Origin of the sequence: Agrobacterium sp. MCAB5 (assembly GCF_052114365.1) — a bacterium.
Taxonomy (GTDB): Bacteria; Pseudomonadota; Alphaproteobacteria; order Rhizobiales; family Rhizobiaceae; genus Agrobacterium; species Agrobacterium tumefaciens.
Genome location: NZ_JBFREP010000008.1, coordinates 25,204 through 45,600, shown reverse-complemented (window position 1 = coordinate 45,600; position 20,397 = coordinate 25,204). Strand labels below are relative to the sequence as shown.

The following is a 20,397-nucleotide window of genomic DNA, read 5'->3' as shown; positions in this document are numbered from 1 at the left end:
GGACAGATCCAGGATGCCGAAGAGGAGAGGAAATCAGGCAATGCCTGCGCCAGGCCCAACCGACCCCCCTGCCTTGCCGCGGCTTGCGCAGTCATCACAAGCGCCGGACATCACCGTCGGCTCGCACCCCCGTTTGACCAACACTGCCGGGCAGAGGTGCACGGGCACGCAATGATGCGATTGCCGCCTCCTGCCGCGCGAGCTTCCGCGAAAGTGCATCGATTTCCGGCTGGCGCTCGGCGGTGATGGCGGCAAGATTGGTCCGATAGCGATTGAAGAACGCTTGCCGCTCAGGCGGCCTGCCCCGCCGATACGCGGATCTTCGCCGGCCAAGAGACGGTATCAGCGCGGTCATCTTGCGGATGATCTGACGCTCGATCATGTCGATCTGGTGCCGCGTCTGCCGGCAGGCATCTTCCATGCGCCGCAATGCCACATGATGGTCGAGCGAGGTCATGCCGCATCCCTCCCCGTCCATGACGCGAAGCTCGATGGGCCTTCGTAAACCGCGTGTCGCGTCTCGTCGATGACGAAGCCGAAGCAGCCCGCCTTATAGTCCGCCGACGGCACCAGAAAGCGCCGCTCCTCGATGCCGTGATCGCGCCTGCCACCACGCGTGGCGATGACCTCCGTCATGCCGGGGTGATGGTCCGAGCGAAGCGCGGAGGTCACGATCCAGTCGTTGRCATGTTGCTGCTCGAAGGCGCGTCGATCCTTTGTGTGGGATTCACCGGGTGCAAGGACCCGTCCGAAGATCACCTCCCATGCGTCTGGCTCCCAATCCTTGAGCGTCCGTGCCGCGCAACGCTGCTCGAACCCGGTGAACAGTTCGGGAAAGGCGACCGCGACCGCCGCCCAGGCGGAATCCTCCTCGTACCAACCGTCCTGCGACCGCACCATCGGATGGACTTGCGCATTTCGGTTTCCGGAGAGCTTGAAGCCTCCATGTCCTGCCGTGGTGTGAGAAACCACACCTTCGGCATAGATGGTGGCGCCTTGGGAGGGACCCCAGGGAGTATTGCAGTGGATCCGCGCCGTCCTTCGGGAAAGCCCAGCCAGTTCGCGGATATGCTCGACCTGTTCGAGCATCCGCGCATGAAACGCCGGCTCATCTCCGATCCTGCCGTGATGAGAATAGAAGTCGTTGCGTGTGAGATCGGCGAATGGTCGCGTGACGCGCCAGGCGGAGACGAGAAAATATTGACCGTCGCGCTCTGACACCATGGCGAAGACAAGGTCTCCGATGCGCGCCACGGTCAGGCCGTCTGCACTTATTCCAAATTCCACCCCTGAACCGTCAGGGGTGGACGGAGCGGCCGTCTCAGGAGTGAGGTCCGTCATGCTGCGACCCTCCCTTCGACGATATCAGCGGCGATTTCGTCCGCCGTCACGTCCTCCAGAACAGCGGAAGGGTAACCGTGCCGCGACAGCCAATCCTCCGCGGCCTCGCGGTTCGCTGCGAGATGGACGAGTTCGGCATTGTCGCCCGCCCGGTCGAAGACGCGGCAACTGCCGATAGTGGGACGCTCGACAATGCTGAAGGTCAGGCTGGTTTCCAGCGAGAACGTGCGGTGGATACGAATGGTGATGACACCGCCGCCGCCAAAATCGCCTTCGTGCAGCGTGACGTTTACCGGCAGGACGATGCTTCCGGCGGCGCGCTCGTCCTGCTTGCGGATCAGCCGGCCGGAGCTGTTGCTGGCCTTCCAGGCGGACAGTTTTTTTCGCTGCCGTTCGGGCGGACGAGGCGCGCCGTCGGACCATTTGAGGATGGAGCCGATCGGCGCCAGAAATGCGAGATGTGCAGTCATGCGAATTCTCCCTGGATCTTGAGGGGTGTTGGAAACGAAACCGCCGCCGATGGAGGCCATCAGCGGCGGAAATTCATTCGGAGAAAAATGGAAGCGGCTATTCCGCTGCGATCCCGTAAGCGTCGTGATCCTCGACCTGCTCGCCGGTCTCGGAACCATGATCGGGCGTACCGGGAAGATCGTCCTCACCCTCGGAGGGATCGGCACCCTCTTCCTCGATCTGCTCCTCCTCGACGTCCCCCGTCTCGGTTTCGGCCTCTTCCTCATCGTCCATAGCCTCGCCGTGTTTGATCAGATCGACGACGTCCTGCCGGTCGGGAGCAAAGAGCGCGGAAGCGTGGATGAAGCGTTCCTGGCTGAAATGATCGACGAGAGCCGCACGGGTCTCCCGAACTTTCTGGCGCGGAAGCACGTTCGCCTCCTTCGCAGCCGCCTCGAGCGCCTGCCGCGACAGGCACAACAGAAAATCTTCCGAACCCATGTTTGGCAGGAAGCTGTCGGCGCCGATGGCGTCTCCGGCGATGCGCGACACCACACCACTGTTCGACATGCCGCGTCGGCACGACAGCACGTCGACCAGCATCGAGCGGGCGGCAACACGCACCGTCTCCATGTCAAAGGTAAGCTTGCCATCTTCGGACAGCAGTTGCGCGGCATGACGCCGGAAGCGCTTCGGCCCGTACACGCTGTCGCTTGCGCCGGAGTCGACGCGGACGTTGAGGCCGGCGAAGGCAAGGACGAGCAGCGCCATCAGCATGTCGTCCTCGATCGGCGCGCGGCCGAGTGCCTCGTGCAGGGCATCGGTGCGGAAATCGCCGATCATGTCCTGACCCTTCTGGGTGACGTCCGGGCGCGGCTTCGGTGCGTCGATGACCGGATCATCGACTGTTCCTGCCGCATCGTTACCGGCGGAAGCGCCACTCTTGCCCTTCTTTTTGTCTTCGGGCATGCGGAAGGCAACCGATTGCACCTTTCCGTCACGGTCGAGATACATGGCGACATGGTCGGACTTCGACGGCTTGCCGTAGATGCGCTCGGCCTTCTTTGGCAGGTCCGGCTGGCCCCAGTTGTTGACCTCGACGATCGCGCCCTTCCTGGGGAGGTTGCTGGTCATCCATTCCTGCTGGGCGCCGAGGAAGGCCTCGACATTGGTCGTGTAGCGGCTGTCTTGATCGGCCGGTGCGAACAGATCCTCGACCCATTCGATGCCGTAGGCCTGAGCGAGGTCATCGCCGAAACTCGCATCCTTCGCGAACATCCGCGTCTTCGAAAGCGCACGCGAGATGTTGTACCAGTCGGCGCGCTCGGTCTTCTTCGGCTTGTTGGCCTTCCAGACTTGCCTCTGTTCCTCGATCGATGCGGCGGCGATGGTGCGCAGCTGCTGCTCGTTCGGCATGTCGCCAAGCGCCATATGGTCGAGCATGGCCGGCAGAACGTTGGCCAGAAGCCTGAGTTTGCGGATCTGGCGGACCGGCAGGGCGAGCGCCACGCCAATCGCTTCCTCGGTCCAGCCAAGGGCAACGAGCCGTTCGATGCCCCGCCACTGATCGATAGGATTGAGCGGTTCACGGGCGATGTTCTCGACCATGGAGCGCATGGCGCCGTTGTCGTTGGCCGCCTCACGGACGATCACGTCGATCTCCTCCAGGCCCGCGGCAATCGCCTGGGCGACACGCCGATGCCCGGCCTGAATGATGTAGCCGTTTCCGCCGTCGGTTTCCGGCGCGACGATCGGCGGCTGGATGATGCCAACGGCCTTGACCGTTGCCAGCAGCAGCGCATCGGCTTGCGGTGACGATTTCGAGCGGCGTGCGTCGTCGGGATTGTTCTTCAGCGCACGGGGATCGAGTTTGAGGATCTGCATGGGATTTGCTCCTTCCGGGTTTCGGAGCGGCGGTCGCCACCCCTTCCTGTCTTCAGTTTTTTCCGAAGACACTTCCCGGACCGCGGAGCGGACGGACCGGCGCAACTGCGCCCGAGCGGCCCTGCCCGTCAGGGCGAGCGGGGCGAAGCCTTGCGAGAACGACGGGCAGGGTTGAGGAGGGAGCGGTTGAGCGACAGCGGCGGCGAGACGGCCGATCTGCGAACGGTTCGCTTCTTCCCCATTTTCTTTCTTCTCCGCTTTGCGAGCACACTAACCGGCGCTCGATCGCAGGATTTGCGAGCAAAGAAGGCTCCATTTCGGGATTGCTTCATCCGTGAAGACAACCGTTGCCACGGTGCTGGGCGCAGGACTACAAAAACGCTGACGAACAACGCGTCGCCATGTTATCAGGCCAATGCCTTCTATCGGACGGCGCTTGATATTTTACGAGGAACTTCGTATATATGGTGACGCTCGGGTTTAACGACGCGAAGAGAAAAGTGATAACCGCCCTTTTGAAGGGGACGTACCTGCATGAGGCCGAACGCTCGAACGTCGATACAAAAAACCTGCTGCTGACCGGTCAGGTTTCCGCTTCTACGGTCTGCGACGTTCTCAAGCGCAGCCAGGGCCAAGACCATTCGTCATCGGCGCATCATCAGGCTGCTTCTATTCAGGTCCACGTCATTCGACGTGATGGCTGGTACATCAAATTCTACTTCGTCGACCCGAACACCGTATTCATCAGCGTGCATCAGTGAGGCTTTCATGAAGCTCTACCAACCAGGCGATACCAGCAAAGCCATTTGCCCGCACTGCGGAAAGCTGGTCGCGACGACATTTGCCTACCGTGATGTGCCGTTCGACGACGGATCGGGCACGGTAAAGGGCATACTGGCTGCAGTCTGCGATGAATGCGACGCCGTTGTCGCAATCCCCGCGCAGTCCACGCCGGCCATCCGGCGCGCACGGGAGGTCGCTGAGGTCGCACTGGAAGTCAGCATTCCCGCGCCCGAGGTCGAGATCCTCGATGCTGCCGCCTATCGCATCGATCCTGCTGCGACCACGCGCTTCAGGAAAACGCTGTTTGCATTCTATCTTCAGCGACTTCGCCAAAACGAACCAAAAACCAATGCCTTGCGCCGCAGCTTCGAAGCATGGCAAACGTCGAAGGCCGCGAGCAGCAAGCGCATAACGCCGAAAATCCGCATCCCCAACCGGCGCCTGTCGTTCAAGATTTCCGTCAGGACCGATGAAGACGTCCGGTGGGTCATGGCGGCCAGCGGCATGAACAGGACAGACACGGTTCGCTCAATCGTCATGGAGATCGAAAAAGATCTGCTGGTGCCCAAGGTGCCGCGCGATCTTCGGCATCTTCAGGACATTGCTGCCGTCGTCAACGCCTGACCATATCCTCTGTCCGCGCACGGCGTACCGGAACCTCCCTGTGACAGGAAATGCCGGTGCGTTGGCCCTTTGGCGACGAACAACAAATGCATACGAAAGGACGTGTCCATGCCTTATCAAGGCAAACGTCCTGAAGCAGGGTATAATCGCCCTGCAATGTCGTGGCCGGAAACGAAACAGGCTTCATATGCACGAAGGCCGGGTATAGGTACGGCTACCGACGGACTGCGTAAGGTACATGGATGACATATGACTGGACCGGCAAACGGACACGCCGCATGAGGATCGTCAGGCTTGTCACAGCGGCCTTCCTGCTCTCGCTCCTCGTGGCCGCACCTGTCTTCGCTCTCTTGTAGCCGCCGACAAGAGAACTGCAGGCGAAAAGCCATATCGCCTGAACTGACCGTTTTAAATGCCGATGCGTATCGCCGCGAAAAGCGTTTTCGGTTTGCCGCGGATGGCGTTATCCCCGCCGTAGGCCCCATTCCCGCTCAAACGCATCGCTGAATGCCTCCTCGCCTTGAGGCGGTGTCACAGGAGCGTGGTGCACAGCCTTTTCAAGCGGCGCGGGGCGCACGTCTTTCGCCGTGACCTTGCCGCCCTTTTCCTCGACAACATAGTGAAGCCGCAGACCGGGCTGAAGTGTGGGACACGCAGGGTCGGTGATGCTGCTCAGATGGAGAAAGATGTCCGGACCTCCATCATCGGGCGCAATGAAGCCAAACCGTTTGGTGGCATTGAACCACTTGACCTTGCCTGTCGGCATATTTTTCTCCGTGCTAGTTGGGCTTTATCTGCGATTGCTTCGCTGCCCACATTTCATAATCGCGGATCAGATCTTCGGCGATCGACCATTGCGGATATTCGCGCCGCAGGAATTCGTTCTGCCGCTCCACGTCCGGCGACTGTTGAACGGCGCGTTGCCGGAAACGGTCAAGCACACTGTGACGCATCAGGGCAAGGCACTCCAGCGACGCCAGATCACGTGGCAGGTGTTCGAGCAGGCCGCTGACGGTTACCACCCAGTTGTTGACCACATAAGGGCGATGAGCCTCTTCGACCTTGCCTGTTATGTCCTCCAGCATCGAGAGCAGCGCGACAAACCGGACGGGCCAGGTTTCGGGCAGAAATTCCAGCGCCATCATCTCGACCGTCTCACGAACGTCCTCGGGAAGGGCCTCGCAGAACCCGTGTTTCGAATATTCGATCAACGATTACTCCTTGCCATGCGGATTTTCCGGCGTGTTCAGACGATCTTTGATCTCCTTGCCGGCACGGAAAAACGGCACCCATTTTTCCTCGACGAATACGGCGTTGCCGTTGAGGGGATTGCGACCTGAGCGCGCCGGACGATGCCGCACGACAAAGGTGCCGAAACCGCGGATCTCGACGCGGTCTCCCCGTTCAAGCGCCCCAGTGATTTCATCGAGAACCGCATCGACGGCATTCTCCGCATCCCGACGATGGAGGTATGGATTTTTCGCGGCAACGAAATCAACAAGCTCGGATTTAATCATGACACGCTTTTTAGCGGAAACATGGCATTTGGGAAGCTTCTGCAGCCACCACATCGATGGACCGTGTCGCAGCCGGCTACGCTCCCCCGCGCGCCGGTCGCCACATCGGTTTGTTGATCATGAAAGATGATTCCTTACGCGGCGAGGTCCTCCGCCTCACCATCATCGCGGGCCGATTTTGCAAGCGCGTCCTCTACCTCCCGCAACGCTTGGCGTTTTTCTGCCAGTTCATCCGCGAATGCAAAGGAGCCACCCTGCCGTGACTGGTAGGAGGCCAGCCTCCGGCGATACTCTTCCAGCCGCAGGCGGTAGCGCTCCCGCTCCTCCTCGAACCCATCGAGCGCGTGTTCGAGCCGCGAGATGGCACCAAGCGGCGTGACGGTCACCGGCAACTCGATCTCGTAGTCTGCGCCGGTGCGCTGAAGCAGGGTCTGGTAGTGGTAGTTGTCGCCACGCCCGAACGTTTCGCCATCATAGACGAGATCGAAGCCGCCAATGGACGCGATGACGGTTTCGCCCTGGCACTGAAGCTGAACGAGGCTGAGGATTTCCTTCATCAGCGCCCTCCCCGCCTCCTTGCGCTCTGTATATGTCTCGCCCGTGACGTCAATCGCAAAGGCATCGCCTGCGGTCGGCACCAGCCGCTCGATGTCCTGGCCGATTTCACCAATGCGCCGTTTGGCGGTTTCGATCTCGCGCTCGGCGTCGCGGATCTGCCGGCGCACGGCGAAGAGATCATCGTCATGGGCGGAACGCAATCGTTCGAGCCGGGCGATGTCGGCTTCCAGCCCCGCCTTCTGCATCAGGCGCTCATCACCACTGGCAATCGCCTTTGCCATCGCGAACTGATTGGCCTGCCCTTCGTTCAAATCCTCCAACCGGCGGATCGACGTGTCGCCGGACAAGGCTGCTGCAATAAAACGGGCCTTGCGTTCGTTGTTTTGCCACATGGTGGCATCGAGCGAGCCTTGCGTGGCATAGGCGTAGATCTCTACCTCGTCGTGCTGGTTGCCCTGACGGACGATGCGGCCCTCCCGTTGTTCGATCTGCGAGGGCAGCCATGGCACATCCAGATGGTGGAGTGCTTTCAGACGCGCTTGAGCGTTCACGCCCGTGCCCATCGTCTCCGACGAACCAATCAGGAAGCGAACATTTCCGGCCCGCACATCGCCGAACAGCCGCTGCTTGGCCTCGGTTTTTTTGAAGTCCTGCATGAAGGCGATCTCGGACGCCGGGACGCCCATGCGGATCAGCTCGTCGCGGATCCAGCGATAGGCGGAGAACCCCCTGCTCTTCTCGACGTTGATCGTGCCAAGATCGGAGAAGATCATCTGCGCGGCACCCGCCAACTCATAGCGCTTGCCATCCGAACGAATATACTCGTTTTGCGACGTTTCTTTCCAGATCCGGTAGGCATTGCGTACGAGAAGATTGAGCTTGTTGTCCGGCTCGTCATCCATGCCAGGCATCACCAGACGAAGGTCGATCGCCGCATGGCGGCCGTCTGTGATGACCGACAGCAGAATGTCGTCTCCCGGTTCAGGTGGCCGGTCACGCTCCTCTATCGCCTTGATGCGGGTTTCGAGGATCCTCTGGTAGGTCCTGAACGCCGGCGTCGGTGCGGCCGTGAGGATCTGCCGCTTGCCCGTGGCGATCTCCGGCACCTTGACGTATGCCTTGAGGTCCTGCGGCATCACCACGTCGGCAAAGGCGCGAAACATGGCGATCAGTTCCGGCACATTGACGAAGGACGAGAAGCGGCTGACCGGCTTGTATTTGCCCGACGGCTGAAGCTCCAGTTCCGTCTTCTCGTCACCGAAGTTCGACGCCCAGGCGTCGAACTCGTGCAGCCCGCGCTCGCGCAGGGCCTCGTGGCCCAGCAGCCGCTGGATCGAGAACATCTCGCCGAGCGTATTGGTGATCGGCGTGCCGGAGGCGAGGACCAGCGCGCGGCCCGGATTCTTCGTCTCGATATAGCGGGACTTCACATAAAGGTCCCATGCCTTCTGCGAACCGTTGGGATCGATGCCCTTCAAGGTGCTCATGTTGGTGGCGAAGGACAGCTTGCGAAACTCCTGCGCCTCATCGACGACGATCTGGTCGACGCCGATTTCCGAGATCGTCAGCAGGTCGTCCTTTCGGGTAGAAAGCGCTTCGAGCCGTTCCTGCAATCCCTCCTTCAGGCGCTCCAGCCGCTTGCGCGACACCCGGTCATCGCTTTCCACCTTCGCCAAAAGGTCCTCATATAGCTGTAATTCATCCTGGATCATCTGTTGTTCGAAAGCCGAGGGCACGCCGATGAACCTGAATGCCGAGTGCGTGATGATGATCGCATCCCAGACCGCCGTCGCTGCTCGGCTGAGGAACCGGGCGCGTTTTTCTTTGGTGAAGTTCGTTTCGTCGGCAATGAGAATGTTGGCGGCGGGATAAAGGGCGAGAAACTCGCGTGCCGCCTGCGCCAGGCAATGGCCGGGAACGACCAGCATCGCCTTGGCGATCAGGCCGAGCCGCTTCTGCTCCATGATGGCCGCGGCAAAAGTCATGGTCTTGCCGGCGCCGACCGCATGGGCGAGATAGGTCGAACCCGCCGAGATGATCCGCCAGATGCCGCGCTTCTGGTGGCCGTACAAAGTGAAGGCGCTCGACGCGCCTGGCAGCTGAAGGTGGGAGCCATCGAACGCGCGCGGCGCGATGTTGTTGAAGCGATCGTTGTAATCGCGCGCGAGCCGGTCGGCCCGGTCCGGGTCGGTCCACACCCACTCCTGGAATGACTGCTTGATCTTCTGCAGCTTGTCGCGGGCAGCTTCGGTATCGACGACATTCAGCACCCGGCGCTCGCCATCGGTGTCCCTGATGGTGTCGAAGATCTGCGGCACGCGGCTGTTCAGGGCGTCGGAGAGCAGTTCGCCGGCATGACGGCGGCTGGTGCCCCATTCGGAGGTCCCTGCCCCGCTATAGCCGAGCTGCCGCGCCTCGACCGTCCAGGAGCCCAGTTCCGGCAGATGATGGATGCGGATCTCGGCACCCATCATCTCGCGAACAAAGGCGACGATGTCAGAGGCCGGGATCCACGGCGCGCCGAGGCGGGCGGTGATATCCGAGGGACGAAGATCGGTCGGCTGTACCTCTTGCAATGCCCGGACATTGCGCTGAAAGACGGGATCGAGTGCAGCGGCCGCTTCAGCCACAGCGAGCCTGGTGCGAACCGGGCCGGAGAGATAGGCGTCCGACGTCTGCCAAGAGCCATCGGCGGGATCGTGGAAGATGGTATCGCCAAGATCGGCGATCACGGTGTCCGTGTCACGATGCAGCAATTCGGCGATATGATCGATATCGACACGGCCGCGTTCGTTGAGCACCACGGCCAGGGCATCGGCAGCACTGGTGATAACGGGTGCGGCAGGCGGTGAGATCACCCGTTCGGTAAAGATCGGACCGGGACGGGCGGTATCGGTTTCGAGATCGTAGTCCTCGATCGACGCGACCAGCCAGCAATCGGGGTCATCCAGAAAGGGTGTAAGGTTGGGGCGCCGATGGGTTTCCTTCACCTCGCCGGTCTCGGCATCCTCCGATATCGACACTGTCGTATGGTTGATCGGTCCGAAGTCGCGCACGAAGCTCGACCAGGCAATGCGCAAACGCACCTGGCTGTCGCGCCATGGCCGGTCCTGTTCCTGCGCCTTCAGAACCGCGCGCACCGCATCGCGGATCGGGATTAGCTTGGTGATGATGCGGACATGCTTTTCCAAAAGGCCTTCGCCTGACCGCCCTTTCCGCACGGCGATCGCGACAGGCGAGCCATCAATCATCTGCATCAGGCCGTGTCTGGTGTCGATGAAGAAGCTGCCTTCACGGACCTTCGAACTTTCCGGGCGCAGATCGACGATGTCCCCGAGTTCATCTTCCAGATCGATGTCGATTTCTGTCGGTACGCCGTCATATAGATCTTCCGGGAAGAGGGAGATGGCGGCATTCAGCGCGGTTTCGAGATCGACGTCGGAACGGGGACGGCATGTGTATGTTTCGCCGAAAGGGCCGGAGGTAAGCACGTGGTCGCCGAGCACGAAGTCAGGATGACGGGCAAACCAGCGATTGACGCGGATCGCGCCTTCGTCTTCCGTTGCAGCACGGACCTCATCGACATCGAGCCAGGTCTGGTCGCCCTCCGGTTCGCCTGCCTTGCGCTTGCGGAAAAACAGCAGATCGACGACGACGTCCGTGCCGGCGTCTCGCCGGAAACTGCCCTCGGGCAGGCGGATGGCGGCAACAAGATCGGCCGATCTGGCAATATGTTCGCGCGCCGTTGCATCGGCCTTGTCCATTGTGCCGGAGCTGGTGACGAAGGCGGCAAGGGCGCCGGGCTTCAGCAGATCAATGGACCTTGCGATGAAGTAATCGTGCAGGCGCAGTCCTAGCGAGCGATAATGCCGGTCCGAGCGCACGGTTCTGTCCGAGAAAGGCGGGTTACCGATGGCCAGATCGTAGATCGGCGACAGGTCCGTGTGCGCAAAATCACCTGCGATGATCCGAGCCTTTGGCTGAAGCAGACGAACTATCCGCGCGGTGACCGGATCGAGTTCGATGCCRGTGACATAGCTCCTGTCCCGAAAGACTGCCGGCATCAGCGCCGGAAACAGGCCCGTACCGATGCCTGGCTCCAGCACACGGCCGCCGCGCCAGCCCATGCGCTGCAATCCGGCCCAGATCGCCCGGATGATGAACTCGGGTGTAAAATGTGCATACTGGGTGCAGCGCGCCAGTGAGGCATAATCGGTTTCGGATACGGCGCTCTCGAGCCTTGAGCCGAGATCGTCCCAGCCCTCACGAAATTCGGCCGCGCCCGGGCGACGGAACATGCCGTTGGCCAGTTCCGACGCACCAAATCCGGTAAACCGGATCAGCCGCTGCTGATGCTCGCGCGCGACGGGGACGTCGTTTCGCTCGATCTCGTTGGCGGTCAGAATGGCGGCGACATTCATCCGCGCCCTCTCCTTCCAGTTGGCGGCAAGGCCACGATCCTCCCCATCATCGAGGTAGAAGTTCCTGCGGTCGCCCTGTGTGCACGCAACCGGCTTTCGGGAAACGGGGAGCGCCGGTGCGGGTGCAGGCGGAGTGGGATCAGGATCGTCGTCGTTGGCCGGCTCCGGCGCAAAACTGCCAAAGCCCGTAACGCCGAGACCGAGTCCCGATGACAGCGCGCTGCTGCCGAACATGTCGAGGGTGAAGGGATCGTTGGACATGGACTGTTCTCCTTGAAAAGAAAATGAGCGCCATCGCCCCGCCGGGAGTGCCGGCAAGCGAGATGATGGCAACATGGATGGAAGCTTGGCCGTGAGGCCGGTGTCAGCGGCGGATCGGCGTGATGGACATGGACGTGTCGCCCATGGTGATCTGCAGATGGGTGCAGCCGGGACTTGCCGTGATCAGCTTGACGAGCGTGAAGGCGTCGAGAAACTCTATCCCGTCATCGCCCCCGAAATGCCGGCGCTTGTAGTGCCACCAGTCGGGGTTGGTTTTCGGATCGCACTCTTCGGCATAAACGACGCATGGACGCTGTGCTTCGGCGAGCGTGCCGTTGGACATGATGTACACGCCCTCGTCGCCAACCAGCCAGACACCCGGCTGTTCATCACGACCGGGATAAAGCCCGTAGTGGGGATTGCGGAAACCGCCATTGCGGTAGGCGTCGATCCGACCGCGCATCATGACGATGCGGACATCCGTCACGGAAAAGGTGAACATCGCCCGCCCCTCTCACGCTGCAAACGCGTCGGGCAGATAGCGCAGATGCACAGGCAGTTTCGCGGAAATCTCGGCGTCGGTGAGCAGATCGAGCCGTTTCAGAAACGTGCCTTCCTTGCCGCCATAGAGGAGCACCGTCCGCTTGCCACGATCACCAGTAGGCCAGCGCTCTCCGGCGTAGCCGCGATAGTCATCCGCCGTGCTCGACCAGATGTGCTCCAGCCGTTCCTCGCGCGTCATCGCCCGAACCGGACGGGTTTCGCGCTCGTTGATGGCGTTGCGCATGCGCTCGGGCGAGCCCTTGTCGGCGAGGTCGCAATAACCGTGGAAGTGCCGGAGGCGCCCGTCGATCGACAGAGAGAAGATGATGCTGGTAACCGATCCCGTCAGAAATTCGCGCATAGCGAACATGTCGCCGCGCATCCAGAGCGGTGGCAGGATCTCGAACATGTAGTTGTGCTCGCGTTCATCGATTTCGAACCATTCGCCGCAGTAAAGGGCGCTGTCGTCGCCCTGCCATCGGCTCGGGCGTTGCGCGTGGCGGTCGAACATGCGGAACATCTGCCGCCGATCGGCGACGCCTTCAAAGACTTTACGGATGGGAGAAAGGGTCATGATCGGGCTCCTTCAGCCTCGTCCGGGCAGGAGCGCGGCGGATCCTCGTGGTCGCCATCGTCTCTTCAGCCCTTCCTGACCCCTCCCCTCAGGCCGCCTCTCCGTCCGGGCGGGTCAAGGGCCGGCACAGCCGGGCGAAGCTTCACCCTTGACGCGACCGGCGGGCATGCGGCAGGCCTTTCCCCCTTTCCTTCCTCTTTCCCTTTCACGGATGTACCTTCAGGACCATCGTTCCGGTCATAGTCGTCCTCCTCTGCAATCGTCCCCGCCGTCGGCCGGTCGGCCTTAGTCTTTGCGTTTGTCGCGCTGCCATTGGCACAGCCTATGGTGGAAGTTCTTGGTCATGCCAGACCGTGTGGCGTTCGGAACAGCTCAATCGGGCCTCGGCCTGCTTCTTGTTACGGTCGGGTAAGCGCTAGGTTAAGCTGGCCGATGCGTGCATTGACGCGGCCGGCGTGCCTCCCGTCCTTTTCGCTTTCCTGTCTCCCTTTCCTGTAAAGCCTCATTCCAGTCATCGGCGGGCGGCAATAATCGCTGCCAACCGCAGCCTGCCTCTTCGGCCAGTGTGCGAAGACGACTGGCGAATGTATTGCCTTGCGCGTTGCGGTCAGTCGCAGCGACAAGCAGGGCGCCGCGAGTCGCAGAAAGGGCGCGGAGTGCGGCATCGGTCGCCGGGGCCCACCCGCCACCTGTACTCAGGTAAAGCGTGCCTTCACGCATGCCCTCGAAAGCGGCAAGGCTCATGGCGTCGATAGCAGCTTCGGTAACGCAAAGCCGGCACGCGGCCGGCAGGCCGAGCCGAAACAGGTCCTTGGCTCCGCCGGTTGCAAATCCTCGCCATTCCGGACCACGCTCCTCCCAACCCGTGACGAACCCCATATCATTCGTATGGGCTGCCCACATACTTCCATAAGGCCCTTCCCGAAGAAGGTTCTGCGATACCGCGGTACGAATTATCTGTCCGGGCAGTGATCTTGCCCTGGAAAGATAGTGCCACGTCTCCGAGCCCGGCCACGGTCTGCGCTTGCGGTTCCATCGTTCGGCAATGTTGAGGTCCGATTTGCGGGCGCGATCCGGCTCCCTCCATTCCGGTACGCGCGGGATATATCCGATAAGGTCCGCAACGCGATAGCGTGCTTTAAGGAAGCCGACGCCATCAAGATGACTGATAAGCGAGAACACGTCGCCTTTCGCTTCCGAGAGTGGATCGAACCAACCGTAGCCGTCATGAATCATGATGATGATTTCCCTGTCACGGCGATACTTTACTGCCCGGCTGGTGCTTTCCTTCTGATCGATCGCGAAGCCAGCCTTTTCCAGCACCGCCGAGCATGGCACCCGGCTGCGTAGCTCTCTAATTTCGTTCTCTTCCATTGATTTTCCGGCCTTGTTCAGCCGCCCTCTTTTACATTGGGTTGTATTCCCCCGCATTTGGGGGACCCTATCTGGCGGCCGCGAAGAGCGCGCGGAGGCAAGGGCGCGGCGGGATTTGCGGAGAACTCGGGCGTCTCAAGTGCCGCCTGCCCGCCGCGGCGAAGCTTCCCTTGCCGCCGCCGGCTCGCAAGCGGCACCCGAGGGGCAAGGCAATCTATGAGCTAGCGGCGATAGATCCTGGCGGTCGCCGGAGGGCGACGGCACGAAAGGGACGCGGACGAATAGGCAGACTCCGGGCGATCGGTATTTCCCTGCCGCAGCGCTGCATAGGGGTAACAATCCAGGTGACGTTTGGAGACCAAGCAAAGCGATCATACTCGCATGGTGACGCATTTTGCGGCCCCAATGCGAGCGACCGGAGCTCCTCAACTTCTTAAGCGACCACTTCGCTGCATGGCGGCCTTGGCTTTACATAGCTCTCCCGGACACCGGTTTGAATTGGTACTCGCCGCTGCGTGTAAAAATTTCGCGACAAATTCAGTGCTATGTCATAGGCTCCGCCGCGAAGCAGTACGCGCTGTTTCGGGGCGTCGAAACCCCTGTATCCGAAGGTTGAGCCTACCAAAAAGGCTACCTCCTTGACCTTATGGGTCGGGGAGCCTGTTGGCGTATGTCCAGGTTCTCACGAGCTAAAGGCTACAGGGCTGTGGATACACGGTTTTCGAACTCCCCGATCACAAGGGGTCAATGAGCACGGCAATGGCGGGGGCGCACCGCCGCTAACGCTCCGGGAGAAACCGTTGGCAGAGGATATCGTTTTTACTTTTTACACATACTCGAATGCTGGTGTTCCAACGGAGGAACGTTGGAAGCCGACCGGTATTCCGGATACTTTCTTCGACAGTCGGGAAGAGGCTCAGCGCACCGTGCTTGAGATGCGTGACGATGTGACATCCGATCCGGAAATGGAGTGGCCAGTGATGAACCTGGAGAAGGTAGTGACGGTCCCCGTCAATCAGGCGAGCATTCTTGCGCTACTGAATCAGGGACTGGGTGCGTTTGTCCAAGAGTACGAAGTTATCGAGTGCATTGGGTCTAAATGAAGTGACAAGTACGCTTGGTGCATCGGATTAGCCTGACAAGACACCAGTTCGCCTTTACCGGAGCAAGCCCCATTTTACATCCGCGGCGCGTCGCCATCGGTAGAGATCCGAGCAACGCTTGCACCCTCTATCTGCCGACGACATAGCTAGGCACGACAAGAAAAGTTTGCAGATTGCCCGTATCAGCGTATCCACACTGGAGACGGATACTTCAACGGCCTCTCATAATATGATCGTTTCTCTTTCCGTGGCTTCTCACAAGGGCTTCAGCCTTTCGGAGGCCATGGATTCTCAGTGCTTGCCAATTGCCGGCACAAGAGGCCGCACTTGAAAATAATCTCCCGGTGATATAGGTTATGATGCAAGTTAATATCCAAAATATTCAAAAGGTATCGGGATGTCTGTCACAAATGGTCTTCGCATCTACGACGGCGCTGAATTTGCTGATGCGCTACAGCTCGAGATGGAGCCGGCTTCTGATGAGAAAACATCGGATGCCGATGCGCAAATAGAGAAGCGTAAGCCGACAGCGAAACCGCGTGCGTCTTCCATGGGCGTGAAACTCCGCAGAGCGATGGCGAGCGCCATGCACTCCACGCCTGAAACCGATGTCAATGACATGATGGTCTTGCTGGTCGACAGCCCAAATCGGGCTGTACGAGAGACGATTCGCGACATCGTCGAGCATGTTCCGGCAATCGTGGAAGCCCGCCAGAGCAAACTGACCGATGACGCCATAGACGCACTGGTGACGGTCTATATGCGCACGTCTCCGAATGCGGAGGTTGAGAGATTGCTCTACGACAGCAATGCCAAGGCAAGAGCACGGTTTTTCGCGGAATGGCCGAGCTTTACCAGCAAAGATCTGGCGGATGTTGCCGGACATGGCTCTAAAAACAAGAGCATGACGGCCTCGCGATGGAAGGTGAAGGGAAAGGTATTTTCGATCAAGCATGGCGGCGTCGAGTATTTTCCTGCCTTTCAGTTCGAGGAGGGGCAGCCCATTGAAAGTATCGCCAAGGTGCTCTCCCTGCTGGGTGGGAAAAAGTCCGGCTGGCAGCTGGCATTCTGGTTCACCTCTCCCAACGGATGGCTTGCCGGCAAACGCCCTGTCGACGTGTTGAAAGAAGGCGATGCCGCGATCTCCGCGGCGGACCGTGAGGTGGAGCATATCTCTGGATGATCGATGCGCCTCCATCCCCCTTCCCGGCCTCGAACTCTTATGTGCTCAAGGCCGGGACTAGATTCCACCGGGTCCACGATCAGCGTTTTGGGAGCTGCTCTTTCAATCCCGGCAAAGGCCGTCCGAGCCGCTTTGCCCCGCTGTTCCTAGGAAGCGATGCTGTCGCCACACAGTATCTAGCAACGGACTACGAATGTGCCGTTCATGAGACGATCTTTCACGATGTGCCGATTGATGAGCCGAACAAGACCGTTGGCGTCGACAATATCAAGCCGCTCGCTCATTCGGTTATTGAGCTGAACCGCGATCTCGTTCTGGTTCCTCTTTTCGCCCCTGATCTGGCCAAGTGGGGCGTCAGCAGAGCGGACCTTATCGATACGACCGCCGCTGACTATCACATCACAGCTCAGTGGGCCTTGGCTATTCATCAAAGCCGTCCCGACGCGCATGGCCTGATCTGGACGTCGAAACGTTGTGATCCGCAGCAGGCGCTGTTGCTCTTTGGGGATCGTGTCGTCGAGACTGATCTGATCGAAATTAGTAATGTTCCGGTCTACTCGGACATTCGGGAGATGCGGCAGGTTGCTGCGTTCGCTGCGCGCGTCGACGTCACCCTCGTTTTGTAACGCACGTCTACCGTATGCGCGCCGCCCCTAGGCAGTCCCTCGTGCAGGTCGCCGATATGTTCAGCAGCGAACATGACGCAGAGGTAAACCCAACGCGTTTATCGGGCATTCCGGTGATCACCAACGATATCAGGCGCGAGGAAGCGGGAGAGCTGGAGCTGGCTGTGGCCATCAGGTGCGCGCATCACGGCAATCTCGACATGCTGACCGCAACGTCCAGTGATGCATCCGGCTCATTCTCCATCGACCACCGCCCGCCTTTTGAAGTTGAGGCCGAGTTCGCGAGGGAATCAATCGCCGCCTCGAGGTCTTGGACGACAATTCCAACATTGCCCATTCGTTCAAGAGCCATGTTTTCGCACACAATCATTTCGTTGTAATCTTTAAGCCGACGGCTGAGCCGGCAACGCGCCTGCTCCAAGCCGCTTTGACAAAAGCTGGGGCAAGAAAGTGAAGAGCCATGGGTTTTCGGCCATCGCGACGATTCTCATCCGCTCGCAGGACAGACTTGGCATCAACAGCACCCAGTTCTGCTTGCTGATGTACTTGGTTCGGACCTAACTTGCATGGGCAGGCGGCGACCACGACAGGGAGCGACATGATCGTCGGAGCCCGCAAGGATCTCGCCGAGCCTAGCAAGGACGGCACCCCTGCCCGGATTGTCGCGGCGTTGACCGTCGGTTTTTAACCGGCGCTGCTCGGCAAGGCATATGAAGATCTTGGACAGAGGACCCTCAAGGACACCGCCAGACGGGAGACGGCAAGGGTCTTCGCCGCAAGGATTTCACGCGATCGCTGGGTTCGATCCTGACACCGCTAAACCGGCTGGCTCATCACGATAAACAGACGCCATCGATGGTTGGATTTTGGCCGGATAAACCACGTGCCCGATATCTGTTCGGGGCAACAGCGCGACGCGATTGCCATTTCTTCCGAGGGCACCAGTGTTCTTGACTGCACTATCGGCCTGCCGCCCATTCACGGCAATCGCGTAAATGAAGCAATTTCAGGGAGTTAACTGAGTTTGCAGCTGCAAACTCCGTTTTGAGCTTTCTGGGAGCGACCGTTCGGCACGCCGGCGAAATGCTAACTCGATATCCTGAGCCAATTCTATCTGCACAATCCGGCGCGCTTGGCGTCCTTCGCTCAAGCTCAAGCTCAAGCTCAAGCTCAAGCTCTGCAAGCCCGTACGCTGAGGATGTGCGCTAACGCGGGTGATCCATCAAATTTTGGCGATAGAAAAGTTTGCAAACGCCTTCATGTGAGATTTCACCGCCGGTGGTTTAACAATGGCGGCTAGCGATGGGCTAGGCCCGGGCGGCACCATAGCGCTCGGCCCTCACCTCCTCGGCTGCGAAACTCGACCCGAGTTGGCAGAAACTGATTTCGACAGATAGCAACAACCGTTTCAGCCGCTAGGGACAGCGCATGTGCCGCCTATGAGCGGCTTGGAAAAGGAAGGACACAACTTCCGACTGCCGGTCTGAGATGCCGCCGCCCGGCCGTGTCGTCATTCTCGACACTATCAGCCCCAGAAACCTGCAGGCGGAACAGTTGGTCGATTGGATGGTCACTTTCCCCGCGAACCTGTTCGCTCACGTTGAAGCAACGAAACGGCCTTCTCAAAACCTTTAAGGAAGCGAATAGCGAGAACGTTCTATGCGATCACATAGCCGCTGTACGATATTATCGGGTCAGCCTCCCTCGGATTGCCTGAGTTTCTTTTGAGCTTATAGGGCACGAGGCTGAGTTAATGCGGCGCGTATTGAACATTGTTTAAAAAACCGAATTTTCTGAAGCCCCTGTATCAGTTTGCAGCTGCAAACGCCTCAGGCCGCACTTAATCCACCCTGGCCATTTCCCCTCAAAAGGGACATGATCATCGGTCCGAGCGAGAATTTCCCTACTGCGGCGCGGCGGGTCAGGTCGCGAAGGTAACCTCCGGGGGAGTTGATCATGCCGGCACGTTCGAGAATGTACGCCATCGCTATGGCCGCGTTTTCCGGTCCCATAACGTCGGTAGCGTCCTGATATGCAGACGGGGTGACCCCCAGCATTGATCGAACAACGATTGCCGCAGACATTAAGTCTCTCCAGCATCCGATGACGCCGCCCGCTCCATAATCGAGGATCTGGGGGCACGCTCTTAGTACAAGACCTAACGGAAACATCTTCAATGGTTCTTTTGGTTGGGCGCCTTCATTTGGTTTCTCACCCGTTTCCTTTCGAAAGCCCTGTTCAAGTTCAATTATAGATTCGGGATATGAATTCTGTATGTGCTGCTCATTCTGGGCGGCATTGGTGCTAGGAATTTGCATTTCTTGATGGATTTCTAGCTGGTTAAGGACCGCCTCTTTGAGCAGCGTCATGTCGAGAAGAATTTCCCGGAGGCTTCCGGCCGTGGGATTGCGAGGAATGCGGCTTACGAGGACGGCATAGGTGAGTTCAAACGACTGCCAGTCGCCGTCGGCGCCTTCCATGAGTGCCGCAGTGATGAGCTTTCGGACATCTCGTCGGCATATTGTGAGGTTCTCTTTGGCCCTACGCAGAGCAGCCCGTTCGCTCACGACCTGTTGAGCGAGAAGCGCGATTTCTTCGGATCGAGCCAGAAGAGGAGAAATGTCGAAGCCGAACGCGCTTTCGATTTCTCCGGCTGAGTCCCTTCGGGCGTAACGTTTCCCGTTGGCGCTATCTCTGCGTATGACAAGCCCGGCCTCCACGAGAACCGCGATATGCCTCCGGAGTGTGGAGCTCGGCATGCCGTGCGCTCGGAGGGAAAGCTGCAAGTTGGATGGGAACACGATCAACTCGGCGTCGTTGCGAAGTTCGTTTCCCGGATAGAAACTCAAGAGCGCATCGAGCACGACGAGGCTATTGGACTGAATACCAAGCAGGTTCTTCGCGGCAGATACATCGCGGAAGATCCGCCACTTATCGACGGACTTACCTGGCTTTCTTTCGGAAGCTGAGTGCTGTCGCCGGAGGAGAGCAAGGGATATCCCCCGCCGCCCAAAGGGCGTCGTTACGTTATTCGGTTGCATCGTTCTTTACCTATCTGGAGGCAACAGAAAATTGCTCATCAAAACGATGCCAAAGACTCTTGACGATGATTCCCGAAAATGCGATTCTGAGCTTGCTTAGAGAACAGAATAGGG

18 protein-coding genes and 1 pseudogene are annotated in these 20,397 nt (G+C 59.7%); 6 read left to right on the top strand and 13 right to left on the bottom strand.

Annotated elements, in window-relative coordinates; all coding sequences use genetic code 11:
• Nucleotides 1-94: 94 nt before the first annotated feature.
• From AB4Z23_RS17850 to AB4Z23_RS17835, 4 genes are all read right to left on the bottom strand, one after another.
• Nucleotides 95-457, bottom strand: coding sequence for a hypothetical protein (locus AB4Z23_RS17850; RefSeq protein ID WP_441360400.1), 363 nt, complete (start codon nt 455-457; stop codon nt 95-97).
• Nucleotides 454-1,341: a DUF7007 domain-containing protein gene (locus AB4Z23_RS17845; protein ID WP_441360399.1), complete on the bottom strand. Its 888-nt coding sequence runs from the start codon at nt 1,339-1,341 to the stop codon at nt 454-456. Before AB4Z23_RS17845 ends, AB4Z23_RS17850 begins: the two co-directional genes overlap by 4 nt.
• Complete coding sequence (locus AB4Z23_RS17840) at nt 1,338-1,811, bottom strand: hypothetical protein (RefSeq protein WP_441360398.1); 474 nt, start codon at nt 1,809-1,811, stop codon at nt 1,338-1,340. The genes AB4Z23_RS17845 and AB4Z23_RS17840 overlap by 4 nt, the downstream gene beginning before the upstream one ends.
• Nucleotides 1,812-1,908: 97 nt before the next feature.
• On the bottom strand, nt 1,909-3,675 hold the full coding sequence (locus AB4Z23_RS17835) for a ParB/RepB/Spo0J family partition protein (protein WP_441360397.1): 1,767 nt from the start codon (nt 3,673-3,675) through the stop codon (nt 1,909-1,911).
• Between the two features lie 186 nt (nt 3,676-3,861).
• On the opposite strand from AB4Z23_RS17835, the gene AB4Z23_RS17830 reads away from it, so the two are divergent.
• From AB4Z23_RS17830 to AB4Z23_RS17820, 3 genes are read left to right on the top strand one after another with little or no spacing between them, the layout of a single operon-like run.
• On the top strand, nt 3,862-4,146 hold the full coding sequence (locus AB4Z23_RS17830) for a hypothetical protein (RefSeq protein WP_441360396.1): 285 nt from the start codon (nt 3,862-3,864) through the stop codon (nt 4,144-4,146).
• Nucleotides 4,140-4,436, top strand: a complete 297-nt coding sequence (locus tag AB4Z23_RS17825; RefSeq protein WP_441360395.1) for a hypothetical protein — start codon at nt 4,140-4,142, stop codon at nt 4,434-4,436. The genes AB4Z23_RS17830 and AB4Z23_RS17825 overlap by 7 nt, the downstream gene beginning before the upstream one ends.
• 7 nt (nt 4,437-4,443) lie before the next feature.
• On the top strand, nt 4,444-5,082 hold the full coding sequence (locus AB4Z23_RS17820) for a hypothetical protein (RefSeq protein ID WP_441360394.1): 639 nt from the start codon (nt 4,444-4,446) through the stop codon (nt 5,080-5,082).
• Nucleotides 5,083-5,545: 463 nt separating this feature from the next.
• Here the strand turns inward: AB4Z23_RS17820 and AB4Z23_RS17815 are convergent, their stop codons facing one another.
• The 7 genes from AB4Z23_RS17815 to AB4Z23_RS17785 form a co-directional block, all read right to left on the bottom strand.
• On the bottom strand, nt 5,546-5,848 hold the full coding sequence (locus tag AB4Z23_RS17815; RefSeq protein WP_441360393.1) for a cold-shock protein: 303 nt from the start codon (nt 5,846-5,848) through the stop codon (nt 5,546-5,548).
• Nucleotides 5,849-5,861: 13 nt separating this feature from the next.
• Complete coding sequence (locus AB4Z23_RS17810; protein ID WP_441360392.1) at nt 5,862-6,293, bottom strand: hypothetical protein; 432 nt, start codon at nt 6,291-6,293, stop codon at nt 5,862-5,864.
• 3 nt (nt 6,294-6,296) lie between these two features.
• Nucleotides 6,297-6,599, bottom strand: coding sequence for an integration host factor subunit beta (locus AB4Z23_RS17805; RefSeq protein ID WP_441360391.1), 303 nt, complete (start codon nt 6,597-6,599; stop codon nt 6,297-6,299).
• A gap of 134 nt (nt 6,600-6,733) precedes the next feature.
• Entirely contained in the window at nt 6,734-11,839 is a 5,106-nt protein-coding gene (locus AB4Z23_RS17800; protein WP_441360390.1) for a lactate dehydrogenase, read from the bottom strand.
• 103 nt (nt 11,840-11,942) lie between these two features.
• The gene (locus tag AB4Z23_RS17795) at nt 11,943-12,341 is read right to left on the bottom strand and encodes a DUF3085 domain-containing protein (protein ID WP_441360389.1); all 399 of its coding nucleotides are present in this window, start codon (nt 12,339-12,341) and stop codon (nt 11,943-11,945) included.
• Nucleotides 12,342-12,353: 12 nt separating this feature from the next.
• Nucleotides 12,354-12,956, bottom strand: a complete 603-nt coding sequence (locus AB4Z23_RS17790) for a DUF1419 domain-containing protein (protein ID WP_441360388.1) — start codon at nt 12,954-12,956, stop codon at nt 12,354-12,356.
• Between the two features lie 420 nt (nt 12,957-13,376).
• The gene (locus tag AB4Z23_RS17785) at nt 13,377-14,330 is read right to left on the bottom strand and encodes a DUF3991 and toprim domain-containing protein (protein ID WP_441360387.1); all 954 of its coding nucleotides are present in this window, start codon (nt 14,328-14,330) and stop codon (nt 13,377-13,379) included.
• A gap of 800 nt (nt 14,331-15,130) precedes the next feature.
• Here AB4Z23_RS17785 and AB4Z23_RS17780 point away from each other — a divergent pair.
• The 3 genes from AB4Z23_RS17780 (at nt 15,131) to AB4Z23_RS17770 (ending at nt 17,242) form a co-directional block, all read left to right on the top strand.
• Nucleotides 15,131-15,433 carry a hypothetical protein gene (locus AB4Z23_RS17780; RefSeq protein ID WP_441360386.1) on the top strand — a complete coding sequence of 101 codons (303 nt, stop codon included), beginning with the start codon at nt 15,131-15,133 and terminating at the stop codon, nt 15,431-15,433.
• 397 nt (nt 15,434-15,830) lie between these two features.
• Nucleotides 15,831-16,616, top strand: coding sequence for a hypothetical protein (locus AB4Z23_RS17775; RefSeq protein WP_441360385.1), 786 nt, complete (start codon nt 15,831-15,833; stop codon nt 16,614-16,616).
• Entirely contained in the window at nt 16,613-17,242 is a 630-nt protein-coding gene (locus AB4Z23_RS17770; RefSeq protein ID WP_441360384.1) for an RES family NAD+ phosphorylase, read from the top strand. Before AB4Z23_RS17775 ends, AB4Z23_RS17770 begins: the two co-directional genes overlap by 4 nt.
• Nucleotides 17,243-17,250: 8 nt before the next feature.
• Here the strand turns inward: AB4Z23_RS17770 and AB4Z23_RS17765 are convergent.
• Together AB4Z23_RS17765 and repC are read right to left on the bottom strand one after the other, a co-directional pair.
• Nucleotides 17,251-17,594: pseudogene (locus AB4Z23_RS17765) on the bottom strand (VOC family protein); the annotation flags it as partial.
• Between the two features lie 1,477 nt (nt 17,595-19,071).
• Nucleotides 19,072-20,283: a plasmid replication protein RepC gene (repC, locus tag AB4Z23_RS17760; protein WP_441360383.1), complete on the bottom strand. Its 1,212-nt coding sequence runs from the start codon at nt 20,281-20,283 to the stop codon at nt 19,072-19,074.
• Nucleotides 20,284-20,397 lie beyond the last annotated feature (114 nt).